Source organism: Savagea faecisuis, from assembly GCF_042675605.1.
GTDB lineage: Bacteria > Bacillota > Bacilli > Bacillales_A > Planococcaceae > Savagea > Savagea faecisuis.
In genome coordinates this window covers 80,221-100,220 of record NZ_JBHTJF010000035.1, presented here as the reverse complement: position 1 = coordinate 100,220, position 20,000 = coordinate 80,221, and the positions used below count along the sequence as shown (strand labels likewise).

General features: G+C 40.6%; 20 protein-coding genes. All 20 read left to right on the top strand.

From position 1 onward, the window contains the following. The first annotated feature begins 18 nt into the window (after positions 1–18). Entirely contained in the window at positions 19–423 is a 405-nt protein-coding gene (locus ACFQ0V_RS11150) for an FxsA family protein (RefSeq protein ID WP_381013464.1), read from the top strand. Positions 424–675: 252 nt separating this feature from the next. Continuing rightward, a complete protein-coding gene (citZ, locus tag ACFQ0V_RS11145; protein ID WP_381013461.1) occupies positions 676–1,791 on the top strand; it encodes a citrate synthase in 1,116 nt (371 codons plus the stop codon). 66 nt (positions 1,792–1,857) lie between these two features. Further along, positions 1,858–3,126, top strand: coding sequence for an NADP-dependent isocitrate dehydrogenase (gene icd / locus ACFQ0V_RS11140; protein ID WP_381013459.1), 1,269 nt, complete (start codon positions 1,858–1,860; stop codon positions 3,124–3,126). Positions 3,127–3,291: 165 nt separating this feature from the next. Next, positions 3,292–4,230, top strand: a complete 939-nt coding sequence (mdh, locus tag ACFQ0V_RS11135) for a malate dehydrogenase (RefSeq protein WP_381013456.1) — start codon at positions 3,292–3,294, stop codon at positions 4,228–4,230. A 200-nt stretch (positions 4,231–4,430) separates the two neighbouring features. Then, on the top strand, positions 4,431–5,135 hold the full coding sequence (locus tag ACFQ0V_RS11130) for a response regulator transcription factor (RefSeq protein ID WP_381013453.1): 705 nt from the start codon (positions 4,431–4,433) through the stop codon (positions 5,133–5,135). Continuing rightward, a complete protein-coding gene (gene pnpS, locus ACFQ0V_RS11125; RefSeq protein WP_381013450.1) occupies positions 5,135–6,571 on the top strand; it encodes a two-component system histidine kinase PnpS in 1,437 nt (478 codons plus the stop codon). Before ACFQ0V_RS11130 ends, pnpS begins: the two co-directional genes overlap by 1 nt. Positions 6,572–6,661: 90 nt before the next feature. Next, the gene (gene polA, locus ACFQ0V_RS11120; RefSeq protein WP_381013447.1) at positions 6,662–9,298 is read left to right on the top strand and encodes a DNA polymerase I; all 2,637 of its coding nucleotides are present in this window, start codon (positions 6,662–6,664) and stop codon (positions 9,296–9,298) included. Between the two features lie 3 nt (positions 9,299–9,301). Further along, the gene (gene mutM, locus ACFQ0V_RS11115) at positions 9,302–10,174 is read left to right on the top strand and encodes a bifunctional DNA-formamidopyrimidine glycosylase/DNA-(apurinic or apyrimidinic site) lyase (RefSeq protein WP_381013445.1); all 873 of its coding nucleotides are present in this window, start codon (positions 9,302–9,304) and stop codon (positions 10,172–10,174) included. Positions 10,175–10,182: 8 nt separating this feature from the next. Then, positions 10,183–10,785: a dephospho-CoA kinase gene (gene coaE, locus ACFQ0V_RS11110; RefSeq protein WP_381013442.1), complete on the top strand. Its 603-nt coding sequence runs from the start codon at positions 10,183–10,185 to the stop codon at positions 10,783–10,785. Positions 10,786–10,926: 141 nt separating this feature from the next. Further along, positions 10,927–11,949, top strand: a complete 1,023-nt coding sequence (locus ACFQ0V_RS11105) for a glyceraldehyde-3-phosphate dehydrogenase (protein ID WP_381013440.1) — start codon at positions 10,927–10,929, stop codon at positions 11,947–11,949. 163 nt (positions 11,950–12,112) lie between these two features. Continuing rightward, positions 12,113–12,571, top strand: coding sequence for a transcriptional regulator NrdR (gene nrdR / locus ACFQ0V_RS11100; RefSeq protein WP_381013437.1), 459 nt, complete (start codon positions 12,113–12,115; stop codon positions 12,569–12,571). Between the two features lie 7 nt (positions 12,572–12,578). Further along, complete coding sequence (locus ACFQ0V_RS11095; RefSeq protein ID WP_381013434.1) at positions 12,579–13,967, top strand: replication initiation and membrane attachment family protein; 1,389 nt, start codon at positions 12,579–12,581, stop codon at positions 13,965–13,967. Then, complete coding sequence (gene dnaI, locus ACFQ0V_RS11090) at positions 13,948–14,898, top strand: primosomal protein DnaI (RefSeq protein WP_381013432.1); 951 nt, start codon at positions 13,948–13,950, stop codon at positions 14,896–14,898. The genes ACFQ0V_RS11095 and dnaI overlap by 20 nt, the downstream gene beginning before the upstream one ends. Before the next feature lie 329 nt (positions 14,899–15,227). Further along, positions 15,228–17,192 carry a threonine--tRNA ligase gene (thrS, locus tag ACFQ0V_RS11085; RefSeq protein WP_381013430.1) on the top strand — a complete coding sequence of 655 codons (1,965 nt, stop codon included), beginning with the start codon at positions 15,228–15,230 and terminating at the stop codon, positions 17,190–17,192. A gap of 319 nt (positions 17,193–17,511) precedes the next feature. Further along, on the top strand, positions 17,512–18,018 hold the full coding sequence (infC, locus tag ACFQ0V_RS11080) for a translation initiation factor IF-3 (protein WP_194563178.1): 507 nt from the start codon (positions 17,512–17,514) through the stop codon (positions 18,016–18,018). 33 nt (positions 18,019–18,051) lie between these two features. Continuing rightward, a complete protein-coding gene (gene rpmI, locus ACFQ0V_RS11075; RefSeq protein ID WP_194563177.1) occupies positions 18,052–18,249 on the top strand; it encodes a 50S ribosomal protein L35 in 198 nt (65 codons plus the stop codon). A 59-nt stretch (positions 18,250–18,308) separates the two neighbouring features. Beyond that, positions 18,309–18,668 (top strand): 50S ribosomal protein L20, encoded by a 360-nt coding sequence (rplT, locus tag ACFQ0V_RS11070; protein WP_381013426.1) that lies wholly within the window; start codon positions 18,309–18,311, stop codon positions 18,666–18,668. 57 nt (positions 18,669–18,725) lie between these two features. Then, complete coding sequence (locus ACFQ0V_RS11065; RefSeq protein ID WP_381013423.1) at positions 18,726–19,001, top strand: DUF1294 domain-containing protein; 276 nt, start codon at positions 18,726–18,728, stop codon at positions 18,999–19,001. 1 nt (position 19,002) lies between these two features. Continuing rightward, positions 19,003–19,497, top strand: coding sequence for a dUTP diphosphatase (locus ACFQ0V_RS11060; RefSeq protein ID WP_381013420.1), 495 nt, complete (start codon positions 19,003–19,005; stop codon positions 19,495–19,497). A gap of 16 nt (positions 19,498–19,513) precedes the next feature. Beyond that, positions 19,514–19,996: a helix-turn-helix domain-containing protein gene (locus ACFQ0V_RS11055; RefSeq protein ID WP_381013417.1), complete on the top strand. Its 483-nt coding sequence runs from the start codon at positions 19,514–19,516 to the stop codon at positions 19,994–19,996. Positions 19,997–20,000 lie beyond the last annotated feature (4 nt).

The window sequence follows — 20,000 nt, the reverse complement described above, 5'->3', positions numbered from 1 at the left end:
AATAGGAGGAATGAGAACATGTTGAAATATTTAATCCTATTATTTGTCGGGATCCCTTTCATTGAAATCGTCGCTTTGCTTTATTCAGGAAAATGGTTCGGTTTGTGGCCTACATTATTGTTAATTGTGACGACCGGTGTTCTCGGTGCTTATTTAGCGAAGCGTGAAGGAATGAAAGCGTGGCAACAATTTCAATATCGCATGCAAACGATGGATGCCCCTGGACTTGCATTAATTGACAGTGTTTTAATAGGTTTGGCAGGAATTTTGCTCGTTTTACCAGGATTTATTACAGATATATTTGGTTTTTTACTGCTTTTGCCGTTTATTCGCAAGCGAATTCAGCCATTTTTTGTTCGTAAATTAGCGAAAAAGATGCAAAATGATGAAATTATTATTATTAATGGAAAACGTATAAAGTAAAAAAAAAGTGTCTAGACGTCTTGAAAACATAGCTTTAGTTACAAAGATGAGAAAAATGAAAACGAGTTAAAAATCAGTTTATAAAAAAAGGTAAAGCGTTTCCATTCACAAAAGGCGAAAAGTTGATTATAATGAGATATGGAACTGTTTAAAAACGTAGAAAATTAAACATAATCTAATCTAACAAAATTCGAACACTCCACATCCCATCATTCGAGATGTTAGTTAGAGGTACAGAAGGAGCGAATATTTATGACAGCAACAAAAGGGTTAGAAGGTATCGTTGCAGCACAATCTCAAGTGAGTTCAATCATCGACTCGACACTTACGTATGTAGGATATGACATCGATGAGCTTGCTGAGAAAGCTAGCTTTGAAGAAGTAGTATATTTACTTTGGCACAAACGTTTACCAAATGCGGAAGAATTAGCAGAGATTAAAGAACAGCTCGCTGAAAACATGACTCTTCCACAAGGTATTATCGATCATTTCAAACTTTACCCAATCGATCAAGTACACCCGATGTCAGCACTCCGCACAGCGGTGTCAATGCTCGGGCTTTTCGATGAAGAAGCTGAAGTGATGGAAGTAGAAGCGAACTACCGTAAAGCACTTCGATTACAAGCGAAAGTAGCAGCAGTAGTGACAGCATTCTCACGCATCCGTAATGGTTTAGAGCCAGTTGCACCGAAAAAAGAACTCAGCTATGCAGAGAACTTCCTTTACATGTTAGATGGCGAAGAGCCAGAAGCAATCGCAATCGAAGCGATGGATAAAGCGCTCGTTTTACACGCTGACCATGAATTAAACGCATCTACATTTACAGCGCGTGTATGTGTTGCGACACTTTCTGATATTTATTCAGGTGTGACAGCAGCAATCGGCGCATTAAAAGGACCACTTCACGGTGGAGCGAACGAACAAGTCATGATCATGCTTGAAGAAATCGGTTCAGTAGACAATGTTGAGCCTTACATCCAAGCGAAGATTGACAATAAAGAAAAAATTATGGGCTTCGGACACCGCGTTTATCGCAACGGTGACCCACGTGCGAAGCACTTAAAAGAAATGTCACGTCAATTGACGGAATTAAAAGGTATGCCTGAGTATTATGAGATGTCAGTGAAAATCGATGACTACTTCACAAAGGCGAAAGGTATTTTACCGAACGTTGACTTCTACTCAGCAACTGTATATCATTCATTAGGAATCGACCATGACTTATTCACACCGATTTTCGCGGTGTCACGTATGGCTGGTTGGACAGCTCACATTTTAGAGCAGTATGAAAACAACCGTTTGATTCGTCCACGTGCTGAATATGTCGGACCGGACTTACGCAAGTATGTTCCAGTTGAAGAACGATAATATTCAAAACGTGTTAACGATAGAGACAATTGTCTCTGTAAATATATATTGAGGAGGACTTTATCAATGTCAAACGCACAAAAAGTAACTATGGAAAACGGTGTACTTAACGTACCAAACAATCCAGTAATCCCATTCATCATCGGTGACGGTACAGGTCCAGATATTTGGAACGCATCTGTACGTGTAATCGATGCAGCTGTTGAGAAAGCTTACAACGGCGAAAAGAAAATCGAATGGAAAGAAGTTCTTGCGGGAGAGAAAGCATTCAACGAAACTGGTGAATGGTTACCACAAGAAACACTCGATACAATCGAAGAATACTTAATCGCAATTAAAGGACCACTTACAACGCCAATCGGTGGTGGATTCCGTTCATTGAACGTTGCATTACGTCAAGAATTAGATCTCTTCGCATGTTTACGTCCAGTACGTTGGTTCGAAGGTGTTCCTTCACCAGTTAAACGTCCAGAAGACTGTGACATGGTCATCTTCCGTGAGAACACTGAAGATATCTACGCAGGTATCGAGTACGAAGAAGGTACAGACGAAGTTAAAAAAGTAGTTGAGTTTTTACAAAACGAAATGGGCGTTAAAAACATCCGCTTCCCAGAAACTTCAGGTATCGGTATTAAACCAATCTCTGAAGACGGAACGAAACGTTTAGTACGTTCAGCGATTCAATTCGCACTCGACAACAACCGTAAAAACGTTACAATCGTGCACAAAGGTAACATTATGAAGTTCACTGAAGGTGCATTCAAGAAGTGGGGCTACGAAGTTGCAGAGCAAGAGTTCGGCGACAAAGTATTCACATGGAATCAGTACGACGAAATTAAAGAAAAAGAAGGCGTTGACGCTGCAAACAAAGCACAAGCAGACGCTGAAGCAGCAGGCAAAATGATCGTTAAAGATTCAATTGCTGACATCTTCTTACAACAAATCTTAACACGTCCACGTGAGTTCGACGTAGTTGCTACAATGAACTTAAACGGAGACTACATCTCAGATGCTCTCGCAGCACAAGTAGGTGGAATCGGTATCGCACCAGGTGCGAACATTAACTACGTTACAGGACACGCTATTTTCGAAGCGACACACGGTACTGCTCCAAAATACGCTGGCCTTGACAAAGTTAACCCATCATCAGTTATCCTTTCAGCAGTTATGATGCTCGACCACTTAGGTTGGACAGAAGCTGGTGAAATGATCACGAACTCAATCGAGAAAACAATCTCATCTAAAGTTGTTACTTACGACTTCGCACGTCTCATGGACGGCGCAACAGAAGTAAAAACTTCAGAGTTCGCTGATGAGCTCATCAAAAACTTATAATTTTTAAGAAAGAGGAGTCTCTGTACTCCTCTTTCCTATACATAAAATGATTTATTCTTTATACTTGATATGAGAACAGATTAGCTACAATCGATTCGTGTATAAAAGTGGTGAAGATCATCGCTTTTTTATAAAAAATGACTACACATAAAGGAGCGTTTTGTTATGACAATGCAACGTAAAAAAGTATCCGTGATCGGTTCAGGTTTCACAGGGGCAACGACAGCGTTTTTACTCGCGCAAAAAGAACTCGCTGATGTCGTCATCGTCGACATTCCAGAAATGGAAAACCCAACGAAAGGGAAAGCACTCGACATGTTAGAGGCAAGTCCCGTTCAAGGATTCGATGCGAACATTATCGGAACGAGCAATTATGAAGATACGAAAGATTCAGATATCGTCATCATTACAGCAGGAATTGCACGTAAACCAGGTATGAGCCGAGACGATCTCGTTCAAACGAACCAAAAAGTGATGGAATCTGTTACAGAGCAAATCGTCAAATACGCACCAAATGCAATCATCCTCGTATTGACAAACCCAGTAGATGCGATGACATATACAGCATTTAAAAAATCAGGATTCCCGAAGGAGCGTGTCATTGGACAGTCTGGAGTGCTCGACACAGCGCGTTTCCGCACATTTGTCGCACAAGAGTTGAACTTATCAGTGAAAGATGTGCAAGGATTCGTACTCGGTGGACACGGTGATGAAATGGTTCCACTCATCCGCTACTCTTCAGCAGGAGGCGTACCGCTCGCTGACTTAATTCCAGCAGATCGCATGGAAGAGATTATCGAACGTACACGTAAAGGTGGCGCTGAAATCGTCAATTTACTCGGTAACGGTTCAGCTTATTACGCACCATCAGCAGCACTCGTTGAAATGGCAGAAGCGATTTTAAAAGATCAGAAGCGTGTACTTCCATCTATCGCTTATTTAGAAGGGGAATATGGCTTAAACGATCTTTACCTCGGCGTACCAACCGTACTTGGCGCAAGTGGAATTGAAAAAGTGATTGAACTCGACTTAACAGAAGAAGAACAAGCAGCTTTAAATAAATCAGCAGATGCTGTTCGTTCAGTAATGAATATTCTTTCTTAATAAATGATGATCTACCGCATGAAAGTGCGGTAGATTTTTTAATTTGAGAAAGGGAAATAACGGAATTTACACAATCTTAACGTTTGAAAGCTCGGTCTGTTGTCGATTTTCATTCATATTATTGATACAATTTAAATGAAATATTCACAAAACTTCAAGGCAAACTTAAAAATACGAAAGAGAAAGTAGCGAAGCATTCCATGAGAAATGAAGATAAAAAGATTTTAATTGTCGATGACGAACAGCCGATTCGTACATTGCTCGAATACAATTTAAAACAGTCGAACTACGAAACGTTAACGGCAGCAGACGGCGAAGAGGCGCTTGAAAAAATTCGCTCGGAACGCCCCGATCTCGTATTGCTTGATTTAATGTTACCGAAACTAGACGGTATCGACGTTTGCCGTCAATTGCGTCACGAAGAAAATAATGTGCCGATTATTATGTTAACGGCACGTGGAGAAGAACCAGATAAAGTGCTCGGCCTAGAAATTGGGGCGGATGACTACATGACGAAACCTTTCAGCCCACGAGAAGTGTTAGCGCGTGTCAAAGCCGTACTACGCCGCTCGAAACAGTCAGGGCAAGAAGAGCAACAAGAACAATTAAAAGAAGGTTCTCTCCTCGTCTATCCAGAACGTTATGAAGTGTTAAAAGATGGAGAAGAACTTGAATTTACACCGAAAGAATTCGAATTACTCGTTTACTTTATGCAAAATAAAAATCGTGTCCTCACTCGAGACCAGTTACTGAGCGCTGTATGGAATTATGATTTCGCAGGTGATACACGCATTGTCGATGTACATGTCAGTCATTTGCGTGAAAAAATTGAAGAAAATACGAAAAAGCCGAAATATATCAAAACTGTGAGAGGGATTGGATATAAATTCGAGGAGCAAAAATAATGAGACAGACGATTTACTCAAAACTTGTCGTTGCGGTCATGACGGTACTATTCGTTATGATGACACTCGCTGCTATCGTGTTTAGCCAGTTTTTTTATTTGTTTGAACAACAAGTAGACGCGACGATTCAACAGAAGTATTGGAGTTTTATCGTCATCGTTATTACTTTGTTGTTTTTTGCGACAGGACTTATTTTAGTGCGTGTCATTTATGCTTATACGAAGTCAGTAGAGACGGTAACACTTACAGCTGAGCAATTGACGTCGGGCAATTATTTAGCACGTGTGCCAATGACAGATGTGACGGACGACCGATTAAGTATTGCGATGAACCAAATTGCAAGCAATCTTCAAGAGCTCAAAATTTTACGTGAGATGGATCAAGAACGAACGAAAACACTCGTCGAAAGTATCGGAAGCGGGCTCCTTATGTTCGGCCGAGAAGGAAATTTAAATATGGTGAACGGTGTTTTTGAAAAGCAATTTGGTTACAAACGTCGAGACATAATCGGTAAACAATTTTACAGCATTGAATTTCCTGAAGAAGTGGAAGAAGTGATAGAAGAGGTCTTTTTAACGGAAGCTATTTATGAAAAACAAATGACTTTGCGAAGAGAAGAGGAACGTTTACATTTGAGCGTTTACGGTGCTCCTGTTATTGGGATGCATGGCAATTGGCTCGGCATTATTATCGTCTTTCATAATATTACAGAACTCGTTCGTTTAGAAGAAATACGAAAAGATTTTGTGGCGAACGTTTCTCATGAACTGCGTACACCTGTCACGTCGATTAAAGGATTTACTGAAACGATATTAGATGGTGCTATCGATAATCAAGAAGTGACGATTCAATTTTTAGAAATCATTCAAAAAGAAAGCGATCGACTTCAATTGTTGATTGATGACTTATTAGAGCTATCTCGTATTGAACGAGCTGAATTTCAGTTGCAAATGAAATATGTTAAAGTATCAGAAGTCGTTCAAGATGCGATTGCGATTACAGAAAATCAACGACTTGAAAAACAAATTGATTTACGTATAGAAGGAAATGAAGCTGTTGTAGTGGAAGCGGATGATCGCCGCCTCATTCAAATATTCGTCAACTTATTAACGAATGCGATTTCTTATTCCAAGCCGAACACGTGCATTCACGTCACTTATGGAACGACAGAAGAGGAAGTGTTTGTTGCGATTCGAGATGAAGGAATTGGAATTGCCCCTGAAGAAAAAAATCGTTTATTTGAGCGATTTTATCGTGTTGATAAAGCGAGAGCACGTGATTCGGGTGGAACAGGGCTCGGTCTAGCGATTGTGAAACATTTAGTGGAAGCACATAAAGGACGAATTGAAGTGGAAAGTGAAGTTGATGAAGGTACGACATTTACGATTTACCTGCCACCTAGACAATCGAATCGGTCTGGAACGAAAACAGTTTAGCAAATCGCTAAACTGTTTTTGTTATGCGTGAATCCGAATTGATGTTCGTGGTACACTAGAGGTACGATGATTAAAAAAGGAGACGAATCAATGACGAAACCAAAATTACTACTATTAGACGGGAATAGTTTATCATATCGCGCATTTTTTGCTTTACCGTTATTAACGAATAGTCAGGGGATTCATACGAATGCAGCATACGGTTTTACGATGATGTTGCAAAATATTTTAGAAGAACATCAACCGGAACAAATTCTCGTCGCTTGGGATAAAGGGAAAGTGACATTCCGTCATGAAACTTTCAAAGAGTATAAGGGAGGCCGTCAAAAAACACCGAATGAATTGCGTGAACAGTTTCCGATCATTCGAGATATTTTAACGGCCCACGGCATTGCGCAATATGAATTAGAAGCGTATGAAGCGGATGACATTATCGGGACGCTTGCGAATCGTTACAATGATTCGCATGAAGTAATCATCATTTCAGGTGATAAAGATTTAACGCAGCTCGTCACAGATAAAACGACTGTTTTCATCACCCGTAAAGGGATTACCGATATGGAAAAATATACCCCGGAACATGTGATGGAGAAGTACGGGATTACACCACCACAAATTATCGATATGAAAGGGTTAATGGGCGACAGTTCAGACAATATTCCAGGCGTCCCAGGAGTTGGAGAAAAGACAGCGTTAAAACTGTTAAAGCAGTATGAAACGGTTGAAGGTGTATACGAACATCTCGATAATATTACGGCAAAAAAACTCAATGAAAATCTGACGACGTATCGCGACCAAGCGTTCATGAGTAAACAACTTGCGACAATTGAAGTGAATGCTCCAATCGATGTACCTGCCGATATGATGAACTACGCAGGACCGGATCTTGAGAAATTACGCGAGCAATATGAAATGTTAGAATCGAAACGTTTACTCGATCAATTAAAAGGAGATGCCCCTTCTGAAATGCAAGTCGAAATTTCTTATGTCACTTTCGACCGCGAAGAAGGAATCGTTTGGCCGGAAAAAGCGAGCCTTCATATTGAATTGGACGGAGATAATTATTTAACCGACCCCGTACTCGTCATGACGATAGCAATGGCAGAAAAAGAATGTAGCGAAGGTGTGTACACATTCGATGAACGACAAATTGCTGAATATGAGTCGTTAAAAGTATGGTTAGAAGACGAAACGATCATTAAATATGCATCGGATACGAAAGCGATTCAGAGTGTCCTTCATCGTTATGGCATTACATTACGCGGTGTACAATACGATTTATTGCTCGCTTCTTACATCGCGGATGCCTCCAATGCTCAAAAGGAAATTGCGCAATTAGCAGAAGATTTAGCTTTACCGTATGAAGTTCGTCGAGACGAAGACGTCTATGGTAAAGGGGCGAAACGCCAAGTACCTGAATTTGACGTTTATACGTATCACGCTGCAACGAAAGCGAAGGCGGTTTGGGATAGTGTGCCAATCGTAGAAGAGCAGTTAAAAGAAAGCGAGCAGTATGAGCTATTCCACGATTTAGAACTCCCGTTAGCTTCCATTTTAAGCGAAATGGAAACAGAAGGTATTGCGGTGGACGAAACGGTTTTACAAACGTTAGGAAAAGATCTAAGTGAGCGACTTGCGATGTTAGAGTCTGATATTTACACGTTAGCAGGAGAAACGTTCAATATTAATTCTCCAAAACAACTCGGTGTCATTTTATTTGAGAAAATTGGTCTCACTCCGATTAAAAAGACGAAAACAGGATATTCCACAGCGGCGGATGTTTTAGAAAAGCTTGAACATGAGCATGAAATTATTGCACTCATTTTACTTTACCGTCAGCTCGGCAAATTGAATTCAACTTACGTAGAAGGTTTGCAAAAAGAAATTCATACAGATGGTAAAATTCATACGCGCTTCCAACAAGCATTGACGACGACGGGACGTTTAAGTTCAATCAACCCAAACTTACAAAACATTCCAATTCGTCTAGAAGAAGGGCGCAAAATTCGTGAAGCGTTCGTTCCTTCTCATGAAGGATGGAAATTGTTCGCGGCCGACTACTCACAAATTGAATTACGTGTACTTGCGCATATTTCAGAAGACGAAAAGTTAATAGACGCTTTCCAAAGAGGAGCGGACATCCATACGGAAACAGCGATGAATGTGTTCCACGTGTCACGCGAAGAAGTAGATTCGAATATGCGCCGCGCAGCGAAAGCCGTCAACTTCGGAATTATTTACGGCATTAGCGATTACGGTTTATCCCAAAACTTAAATATTTCACGCCCAGAAGCGAAAAAATTCATCGATACGTATTTGCATACGTTTGAAGGAGTTAAACGCTATATGGATAAAAGTATCGAAATTGCTAGAAAACGTGGATATGCGGAAACATTGATGAACAGACGTCGTTACTTACCGGATTTGAATAGTTCGAGCTTTAACATTCGAAGCTTTGCTGAACGGACAGCGATGAATACGCCGATTCAAGGAAGTGCAGCTGACATTATTAAACGTGCGATGATCGATATGAATGCGCGTTTAAAAGAAGAAGGACTGCAAGCGAAAATGTTATTGCAAGTGCATGACGAATTAATTTTTGAAGCGCCAGAAGAAGAAATTGCGATCCTTGAAAAAATTGTTCCGGAAGTGATGGAACAAACGATTCAATTGCGCGTACCGTTAAAAGTAGATAGCGCGAGTGGCGCGTCATGGTATGAGGTGTAATCGATGCCAGAACTGCCAGAAGTAGAACTCGTCGTTCGTGATTTAGTGAAAGAGCTGAACCATGAACGAATCGAACGGGTTGAAATATCAGATGTCGTCATCGACTCGAAGTTAGAAGGAAAAGAAGCAATTGTGAAAACATTAGATGTGCCGACATTCATTTCCGAAATGGAAGGGATGCGCATCGAATCGATCACACGTCGCAGCAAATATATTTACATGACATTAAGTAAAAATGGTGAAACGTATTTATTAGCGAGTCATCTCGGGATGACAGGTGCTTGGTTCGTCGGTAATTCATTAGATGATGTGACAGAAGAGAAGTTTCGTCGTCACATTCATGCGGTTTTCACGCTCGATGATGGAAGGCTTCTTATATATAGTGATATACGTCGTTTCGGAGAGCTTCGCTTATTAAAAGAAGAAGCGGACTATCCACCCCTCCTTCAAATGGCGCCAGAACCGTTTGACGAAGGAGCGGAAGATTATTTTATCGCGCGTGTTTCAGAACCGAAATGGCTAGAGAAGCCGATTAAACAAGCGATTATGAACGGGACTGTCATTTCAGGGTGCGGTAACATTTATGCGACGGAAGCATTGTTTAAACAAAAAATTCATCCGAAACGCGCATGTCGTCGCATTTCAGAACAGCGTAAGCGCGCATTGTTTCAAGAAATTGTAGCGATTTTGAACGAAAGTATCGAAAGAGGGGGCAGTTCGATTTCGGATTACCGCAATGTGAACGGCGAATCGGGAACGATGCAAAACGTCCATCAAATGTACAACAAAAAAGTGTGCCCTACATGTGGGAGCGCAACGAAGCAAATACAAATTCAAAATCGGACATCGACATATTGTCCACAATGTCAAAAGTAGGTGAGCAAATGATTATCGGATTAACAGGAAGCATCGCAACGGGAAAAAGTACCGTTGCGAACATGTTGAAAGAACGCGGGATCCCGGTCGTAGATGCAGACGAAGTCGCGCGAATCGTCGTGGAAAAAGGCCGTCCCGCTTTACAAAAAATTGTCGAAGCGTTTGGAGAAGAAGTTTTGTTAGAAGATGGCACATTAAATCGTCCCGCGCTAGGAAATATTATTTTTAATGATACCGAAGCGCGTAATACGTTGAATGCGATCATGCATCCAGCGATTCGCGAGGAGATGGAAAGTCAAAAAGCGTATCACATTCAAAATGAAGAACCGATCATTATAATGGACATTCCATTATTGTTTGAAAATCGTTTAACAGAAACGGTGGATCGTGTCGTCGTCGTAACAGTTGATGAAGGCACGCAATTACACCGTTTAATGAAACGGAATGATTTAACAGAAGAAGAAGCGAAGGCACGTATTCAATCTCAAATCCCTATTCAAGAGAAAGTACAACGTGCAGATGACTTAATTGATAATAGTAGCACATTAGAAAAGACAGAAGAGCAAGTAGAAGCGATGATTATGAAATGGACCGAAACGTTGAATCGATGAGGTTTCATATCGATTGTTACACAATTGTGAAGAAGAAATAAAACAATTTTAATGAAAAACTAACTTTTTATATGTGAATGTGTTATACTAATCTACAGAAAAACAGAAACAGTATAACATACATGCAGGAGGATTTCATACATGACAACTTCGGTAGCAATTAATGGATTCGGACGTATCGGACGAATGGCTTTTCGCCAAATGATGAAAAATGACAACTTGAAAGTCGTAGCAATTAACGCACTTTACCCAGCGGAAACGTTAGCGCACTTAATCAAATACGATACAGTGCACGGAACGTATGACGGAGAAGTACAAGCAGCAGATAATGCGATCATCATTGATGGACATCGCGTCGAACTCGTCGCAGACCGAAACCCTGAAAATTTACCGTGGAAAGATCTCGGTGTTGATATCGTAATCGAAGCAACAGGCGTATTTAATGACTATGAAGGTTCAGCGAAACATTTAAAAGCAGGTGCGAAAAAAGTAATCATTTCAGCGCCAGCTAAAAATGAAGATATTACAATCGTACTCGGCGTTAACGATGAGAAATTAGATGTTGAAAAACATGACATCATTTCAAACGCAAGCTGTACGACGAACTGTCTCGCACCAGTAGCGAAAGTATTAAATGATGCATTCGGAATCGAGAACGGTTTAATGACAACAGTTCACGCATATACGAATGACCAGAAAAACTTAGACAACCCACATAAAGATTTACGTCGTGCGCGTGCATGTGCACAATCGATCATTCCGACTTCAACAGGTGCAGCGAAAGCTTTATCACTCGTATTACCTGAATTAGAAGGACGCATTCATGGAATGGCTTTACGTGTACCGACACCAAATGTGTCACTCGTTGACTTAGTTGTCGATGTGAAACGTGACGTAACAGTGGAAGAAGTGAATAAAGCATTCGAAGACGCGGCAAACGGTCCGATGAATGGTATTTTATACTTCACAGAAGAACCACTCGTATCGGTTGACTTCAATACTTCAACAGCATCAGCAACAGTTGACGCATTATCAACGATGGTTATGCAAGATCGCAAAGTAAAAGTTCTCGCATGGTACGATAACGAATGGGGCTACTCAGCACGTGTTGTACAACTCGCTGAAAAAGTTGGTCAACAATTAAAAGCGACAGCAAACGTATAATATAAAGGCGTATAGTACGGCTAGACACTACTCTATATTGCTTTTTACAAGAGGATGAAAGAAAATTCTTTCATCCTTTTTTGAATTGTCTTACATATGCACCGACAAGATGTATGAACATCTGTTATAATAAAGATAATTATACTGGAGTGGAGGAACAATTATGGAATGCCCAGCGTGTCATCATTATGGAACGAAAGTAGTCGACTCTCGCCCAGCGGAAGAAAATCGAGCGATCCGCCGTCGTCGCCAATGTGAAGCGTGTCATTTTCGTTTTACGACATTTGAAAAAATCGAACAAATTCCGCTCATCGTGCGTAAAAAAAATGGCTCAGCGGAAGAGTTTAACGAAGATAAAATTTTACGAGGCCTCATTCGCGCATGCGAGAAGCGTTCAGTTCCCATCGATGAGCTGAAAAACATCGTTTATACAATTGAAAAAGAATTGCGCAATGGAGGAATTGTAGAGATTCCTTCGAGTGAATTAGGTGAAATGGTGATGGAGCGTTTAGCAGACCTTGATGAAGTTGCCTACGTTCGCTTTGCATCGGTGTATCGCCACTATAAAGATACGAACGTGTTCATTGAAGAATTGTTAAAATTGCGAAATAAAGAAGATTGAAATGTAGGTGAAAAAAGTGACTCTTGTTGATTTAGAGCCAATCGATCATTACACGATTAAGCGGTCTCATCCGATTACGGAAGAAGACCGTCACGTCGTTTATTCGCTCTATCAGCCGCTCGTCGGCATCGAGTCCATCTCGCTGTACATGATGATGTTAACAGAACAGGAGCGGAAATCCGATCAAATTCAAAACCATTACTTTTATATGAATGTTTTTGGAGAGTCGATTACGACGATTCAAGAATGGCGAATGCGACTAGAAGCGATTGGTCTGATGAATTCATATATTGAGCAAAAAGAAATTCCACTTTATCATTATGAATTAATGCCTCCTGTTTCAGCGAAATCATTTTTCGAAGACCCGCTCCTATCGACTTTTTTATTTAGTAAAGTAGGAGAGGCAACATATATTCGGTTAAGGGATTTATTCGTCATCCCGAAATGGAAGACGGAAGCTTTACGCAATGTCACTCGTTCTTTTACGGATTTATTTGAACCGACCTCGATGAGAACATTGCCACCGATAGAGGAGAATCATCAATTCGAAACATCGCGAGAACGTGGACCGTCCTATCGCTTACCTGCTTTTGATTTTCAAGCATTACGAAATCATCTATCGGAACAATTGATGGATGATGCGCAGTTCGAACGACTGCCAAAAGCACTCATACAAAATTTAGCGCATCTATATCAATATACACCGTTCGATATGTATGAAATATTATTAATTGCGATGAATCAATCAGGTGGTCAATTGACGGAACAGACGATTCGAAAAACAGCGATTGATTTTTATAAATTAAATCGTTCAACAGAACCTCCTGCGTTGCGAAAAAAAGCATACGATTCTCCATCTTCTCAAGAAGTAGGAGAAGTTCGTGATGAAAAGAACGATATGATCCGTTATTTCAATACCGTTTCACCCGCTCAAATGCTTTGTGATATTTCACAAAAACAACCGTATCCGACAACGTTGAAGCTGGTCGAACGTTTAATGAATGAACATAGCATGCCAACTCCAGTAATCAATGTACTTCTTCATTATATTTATTTAAACTACAATGGAAAAATTACAGCGAGTTTAACGGAGACGATTGCACAACAGTGGGCGATGAAAGGTATTCAAACAGCCGAAGAAGCGATTGCGATATCGAAATTGGAACATACGAAGTATCAAAAATATAAAGAAGATAAAGAACGAAAACCGGAACGTCAAAACACGTATACGAAACGCACAACGCGTGAAGAACCTGTGCCGGAATGGTTTGGCAAAGAACAAGAAGTGGAACAAGAAGAAACGTCAGAAGAAGTAGAGCGACTTCGTCAAGCACTGATTGAAGAGCTCGGCATTCCACAGAAAGAGGGTGACGACGATGGAACCGATCAAACGTAGTTTACAAGATGTTTTAGCACGCTCACCACGTTTGCGTGCACAAATGAATGAATTAAAAGAAGAAATTAAGCATGATGAGAAAATTGTTCAATTTTTACAAGAGCATCAGTTGACGATAGAAGATCCCGTCGTCGACCGCAATATTGCGAAGCTTTACGAATTTACGCAAGCGTCCCACCAGTGTGATCGTTGTCCTTCACTTGAAGGATGCATTAATGTCGTTGCTGGATTACAACCAGAGCTCACATTAAAAAATGGTGCCGTTGAATTGAAATATTCGAAATGTCCATCACGCATTAAAAATGAACAAGAGCGTGAATTGCAGCGAATGATTTCGAGCATGTACATGCCGAAAGATGTATTGAAAGCACAACTGTCTCATATTGATATGTTTTTCGACGACAGTCGTGTCTTCGTCGTACAACGTGCGAAACAATTTTTAAATGAATACGACAAGACAGGGAAGCTACCTAAAAAAGGGTTGTACATTCACGGGCCATTCGGTGTCGGGAAGTCCTTCATTATCGGCGCTTTAGCAAATGAATTGGCAAATCGTCACATTCAAACCGTCATCGTTTATTTGCCTGAATTTTTCCGTGAGATGAAGCAATCGATTCAAAATCAGTCGTTGGAACCGAAGCTCGATTTCGTAAAAAAAGCACCGGTTTTAATGCTGGATGATATTGGAGCGGAATCGATGAGTGCTTGGGTGAGAGACGACATACTCGGGACGATTTTGCAGTATCGTATGTCCGAGCAATTGCCGACATTTTTCACTTCAAACTTCAATATGAATGAGCTCGCGTATCATTTAACGTATACGCAAAGAGGCGAAAAAGAAGAAGTGAAAGCGGGACGCATTATGGAACGCATTCGCGAAGTGAGTGAACCGATCGAATTAAAAGGAAAAAATATGCGAAATCAAAGTTGACAAAAAAACAAAAGATTTGTATAATATGATCATTCAAAATATAAATGCATTGACGAGGACACCTTTGATTTGACCTCACTATTCAGAGACTGAAGCATTCGGTGAGAGCTTCGGATTGAACAAATCATCGACCACCTCCAAGCAGCATCGAGTTTAATCGATTGCCGGTTACAAGCCGTTATTTGTCTCAAGCTTCGTCTTTTTGAAGTGCTTTTTTAGCATTGTCAAAAGGAAGGAAGAAGGGTGGAACCACGAATACAACCTCGTCCCTTTCATAGGGCGGGGTTTTTTTGTGTTCAAAAATAGAAAAAAGAGTAGGAGTGCGAACAATGGCAGACATGATTCAATTAACATTTCCAGATGGAGCAGTAAAGGAATTTGAACGCGGTACGACGACAGCCGACGTAGCCGGTTCAATTAGCCCAGGATTAAAGAAAAATGCATTAGCAGGTAAATTAAATGGTGAATTAATCGATTTCACACGTCCAATTGAAGAAGATGGAATGATTGAAATTATTACACCGAACTCAGACGAAGCGTTAGAAATTTTGCGCCATAGTACAGCGCACCTTTTAGCGCATGCGGTACATCGTCTATTCCCAGAAACAAAATTCGGTGTCGGCCCAGTTATTGAAAATGGATTTTACTATGACATGGATCCGGTAGAACCATTAACAGCGGACGACCTTCCAGAAATCGAGAAAGAAATGCGTCGCATCATTTCAGAAAATATTGAAGTCATTCGTCATGAAGTGACACGTGACGAAGCGCGTAAAATGTTTGAAGAAATTAATGACCCATATAAAATTGAATTGTTAGAGGCGATCCCTGAAGATGAAACGGTAACAGTTTACGTGCAAGGTGACTTCTTCGACTTATGTCGTGGTGTCCACGTTCCATCAACAGGTAAATTGAAAGAATTCAAATTGTTGAGCTTAGCTGGGGCATACTGGCGTGGCGATTCAAATAATAAAATGTTACAACGTGTTTACGGTACAGCGTTCTTCAAAAAAGATGAATTGAAAAAACATCTTAAAATGTTGGAAGAAGCGCGTGAACGTGACCATCGTAAAATCGGTCGTGAACTTAATTTATTTATGAACTCACAAAAAGTAGGACAAGGTTTACCGTTATGGTTACCGAAAGGTGCGACAATCCGTCGCACGATCGAACGTTACATCGTCGATATCGAAGAAAAACTCGGCTACCAACACGTTTACACACCAGTGCTCGGTTCAAAAGATTTATATGAAACGTCAGGTCACTGGGGTCATTATCAAGACGGAATGTTCCCACCGATGGAAATGGATAACGAAACACTCGTTCTTCGTCCGATGAACTGTCCACACCATATGATGGTTTATAAAAATGGTATTCACTCATACCGTAACTTACCAGTGCGTATCGCAGAACTCGGTACGATGCACCGTTACGAAATGTCTGGAGCATTATCAGGACTTCAACGTGTTCGTGGTATGACTTTAAATGACGCGCACATTTTCGTCCGTCCAGACCAAATTAAAGCAGAATTCAAACGTGTCGTTGAATTAATTTTAGCAGTATACGAAGACTTCAACATTACAGACTATTCATTCCGATTATCATACCGTGACCCAGCAGATACAGAAAAATATTTCGATGACGATGCGATGTGGGAACGCGCACAAAAATTATTGAAAGAAGCGATGGATGAATTAGAACTCGATTATGTAGAAGCAGAAGGAGAAGCGGCGTTTTACGGACCGAAATTAGACGTACAAGTACGTACGGCAATCGGTATGGAAGAGACACTCTCAACAGTTCAACTCGACTTCTTACAACCGGAACGCTTCGATTTAACATATGTCGGAGAAGACGGAAAACAACACCGTCCAGTCGTTATTCACCGTGGGGTTGTCTCAACGATGGAACGTTTCGTCGCTTATTTAATTGAAGAATATAAAGGAGCATTCCCAACGTGGCTCGCTCCAGTACAAGTTGAAATCATTCCAGTTTCAAACGATGTTCACTACAAATACGCTGAATTCGTTCGCGATGAACTCGTCAAACGCGGAATTCGTGTTGAAATTGATGATCGCGAAGAAAAAATGGGATATAAAATCCGTGAAGCGCAAGTGCAAAAAATTCCGTACACACTCGTTCTCGGAGATCGTGAAATGCAAACAGGTGACGTCAACGTACGTAAATACGGAGAGAAACAATCTGAAACGATGTCTGTCTCTCAATTCGTCGCAAACATCATTCGCGAAGTGATGCACGCATCAGAGCGTCACGACTTAGAATTAGATAAATAATAGAAAGAATGCTTCCATTTCGAAAGAGTGGAAGCATTTTTTAAATAATGTTTGACAGTGTGAAAGAACGGTGGTATAGTTATAAAGGTTAAGAAATTAACTGAATACAGTTTGTGGTACAAGTAGGAGCTACCCGCTTCTCACCTGTCTGACGTCTATTCTGTCGGCTGGTTTGACACATAAATGTTCGCATAGTTCACTATGCATGCATATACGCGGGTAGACAAATAAAGTTTGTCTACTTTTTTTATTTGCTTTAACGACCCAAACCATGTATTCGCGAGACAATATTCGGAGGTGGATTACGATTAGCAAAGACATGTATGTCAATGAAGGCATTCGCGCAAGAGAAGTTCGTTTAATCGATCACAACGGGGAACAGCTCGGGATTAAATCGAAAAACGAAGCACTCGACATTGCAGCAAATGCAAACTTAGATCTCGTTCTCGTCGCTCCTCAAGCGAAACCCCCAGTAGCTCGTGTCATGGACTATGGAAAGTTCAAGTTCGAACAACAAAAGAAAGAACGAGAATTACGTCGAAATCAAAAAGTCATTAACGTGAAAGAGGTACGCCTCAGCCCGTCAATCGATGAACACGATTTCCAGACGAAACTTCGCAACGGACGTAAGTTTTTAGAAGCTGGCGACAAAGTGAAAGCTTCAATTCGATTCCGTGGTCGTGCTATTACGCATAAAGAACTCGGTCAAGAAGTGTTAGAACGCTTCGCTGAGGAATGTAAAGATATCTCGACAGTAGAAGTAAAACCTAAGATGGAAGGTCGCAGCATGTTCCTCATGCTTGGCCCAGTCAACGAAAAGAAATAAGAAACAAAAGAAATTTTAGTAGGAGGAATCACCATGCCTAAAATGAAAACACACCGCGGATCAGCGAAACGCTTCAAGAAGACAGCTTCAGGAAAAGTAAAACGTGGCCGCGCATACACAAGTCACTTATTCGCTAACAAATCAACGAAACAAAAACGCCACTTACGTAAGGCGTCACTCGTTTCTTCTGGTGACTACAAACGCATTCGCGAAATGATCACTTACATGTAATCATCGTTCGCATCAAACATTTACAAACACTTTATAGGAAATAGTAGGAGGTCATTATTATGCCACGCGTAAAAGCTGGAACAGTTTCACGTCAACGTCGAAACCGAGTTTTAAAATTAGCAAAAGGATACTACGGTTCAAAACATACATTATACCGCACTGCCAATGAACAGGTCATGCGTTCATTCAACTATGCTTACCGTGATCGCCGTCAGAAAAAACGTAACTTCCGTAAATTATGGATCACACGTATTAACGCGGCAGCACGTATGAACGATATTTCATACTCAAGCTTAATGCACGGTTTAAAAGTAGCGGGTGTTGAAGTTAACCGCAAAATGCTTGCTGACTTAGCAGTAAACGATGCACAAGCATTCGCACAACTTGCTGACACAGCGAAAAAAGCAATCGCAAAATAATTGATGAGAACTGTCATTATACTTATATAATGACAGTTTTTTTATGCGGAGGAACAGATGATTATTTGGATAATCTATTATATATTACTCACAATTATAGGGACGATTGCAATGCGTGTCGATAAAAGACGAGCGATTTTAGGGCAATATCGTGTATCGGAAAAGCGTCTTTTAACGATCGGTTTATTAGGCGGAGGATTTGGTATCGCTTATGGAGCTCGCCGCTATCGTCATAAAACGACACGCTTCTCTTTCATGTACGGTGCGCCGCTCATGACGTTCATACATGTGATTGTATGGAGTGTCATACTTTTTCAAGGAGGAATGATGTAAAATGGAACTGACAAAATTATTTCAAATGCAAAAAGAGTTAGATGCCTATATTCAAGAAAATCGTAAAGAACAAACAGATGTTTTTCGAGAAAAAGGTTTAGCGCTACTCGTTGAATTGGGGGAGCTTGCAAATGAAACACGTTGTTTTAAATTTTGGAGTACGAAAGGTCCGTCAGAACGAAATGTAATTTTAGAGGAATACGTCGATTCGATTCATTTTATTTTATCATTAGGAATCGAGCGTGGCTTTGCAAATGTTAAGACATGGCCTCAAAGTGATGATACAATGAGAGAGAAGAATATGACGGAAGTGTTTATTATGGCATACGAAGCGATCGTCACATTTTTAAACAATCCGACAGAAGAGAACTATCACATTATTTGGCAATGGTATGATGCACTCGCTTTCCATTTGCAATTTTCGAACGATTCAATCATTGAAGCGTACATTGCAAAAAATGAAGAAAATTATGAACGTCAAAAGCGAGGCTATTAAAGAGGAGGCTTTTTAGATGCAAGAATGGAGTCGTGAAGAATTCGGAAAACGGCTAAATGCGTTACGAGAACAACGCAATTTATCGATGTCTGCCTTTGGAGAAGCAATCGGAACTTCTGCGAGTCGAATTAAAGACTGGGAACAAGGGAAAAATGCGCCAAGCGCTGCGTGGATTGCTAAAATCTCTGATCGTTTTAACGTTTCAACGGATGAATTAATTATTGGGAAAGAAGAGAGGCGAGAAGAGTCGAGTGATGAATTTCGCATGCTAGTCCGTTTTGAACAGATGCGTGAAATGATGAACGATGGGGCTTCATCTTTACCATTTGAATATGCTGAACAAATTGCTCACTTTAATGAAAACAAAGATGTCTACCGCGGTACGAAAGGGCGTAAGCTAATGGAATTTGAGTTAATGAAACTCGTCCTTCAATTACCGAAAAAAGACGTTCACGAGTTGTATGAGCTCGCTAAAATTAAATATTCTTATGTGAAATAAAGAG